Raw genomic sequence first — 927 nt, 5'->3', positions numbered from 1 at the left:
CCTGGGCGATCTATGGCGTCGTTGCGCTTTCCTTAGCTTTTTTTACCTACAACAAAGGGCTTCCACTCTCTATTCGATCCGTTTTTTACCCGCTGCTAGGAGAGCGTACGTGGGGATGGCCTGGCCACATTATCGATATTCTTGCAGTACTTGCGACACTCTTTGGTCTAGCCACATCTTTAGGGCTAGGGGCGCAGCAAGCGGCGAGCGGTATTAATCACGTGTTTGGCACTGATGGCGGTATCGGCTTACAGATTTTAGTTATCGTGGGTGTGACTGCCTTAGCTATCATCTCGGTCGTTAGAGGCTTGGAAGGTGGTGTGAAGTTACTAAGTAACGTGAATATGGTGATCGCCTTTGTATTATTGATTTTTGTTGCAATGGTAGGCTTAGCTGTAGCGCTGGGGAATGTTCCCACTACGATTGGTGCGTACCTTGAGAATATAATACCGCTTAGTAATCCGCACAATCGAGATGACGAAGCCTGGTTTCAAGGTTGGACGGTGTTCTATTGGGCCTGGTGGATATCATGGTCGCCTTTTGTCGGAATGTTTATTGCGCGTATATCTAAAGGCAGAACTATCCGCGAATTCCTCTGTGCCGTGCTACTCGTGCCAACCGCAGTGACTGTAATATGGATGTCGGTCTATGGTGGTATTGCCATCGATCAAGTTGTGAACGGTGTCGGTGAGCTTGGAGCAAATGGTCTAACGGATGTCCCGCTTGCCATGTTTCAGATGTTCGATGAGCTGCCCATGAGTCAGCTTCTATCGATGATCGCTATTCTCCTTGTATTGGTATTCTTTATTACTTCTTCCGATTCAGGGTCTTTGGTCATTGATAGCATTACAGCAGGTGGCAAAATTGATGCGCCCGTACCCCAACGTATCTACTGGGCAACTATTGAAGGCGCAATCGCGGCTGCCT

The 927-nt window shown here is 48.3% G+C and carries 1 protein-coding gene; it reads left to right on the top strand.

What is annotated here, in order from left to right; genetic code table 11:
* On the top strand, positions 1 to 927 hold a 927-nt coding region (locus A3756_RS25175), incomplete at both ends, for a BCCT family transporter (RefSeq protein ID WP_197481537.1).

The organism is Oleiphilus sp. HI0086 (assembly GCF_001635225.1).
The sequence above is the reverse complement of the archived record's forward strand: the minus strand, read 5'-3'. Positions and strand labels throughout refer to the sequence as shown.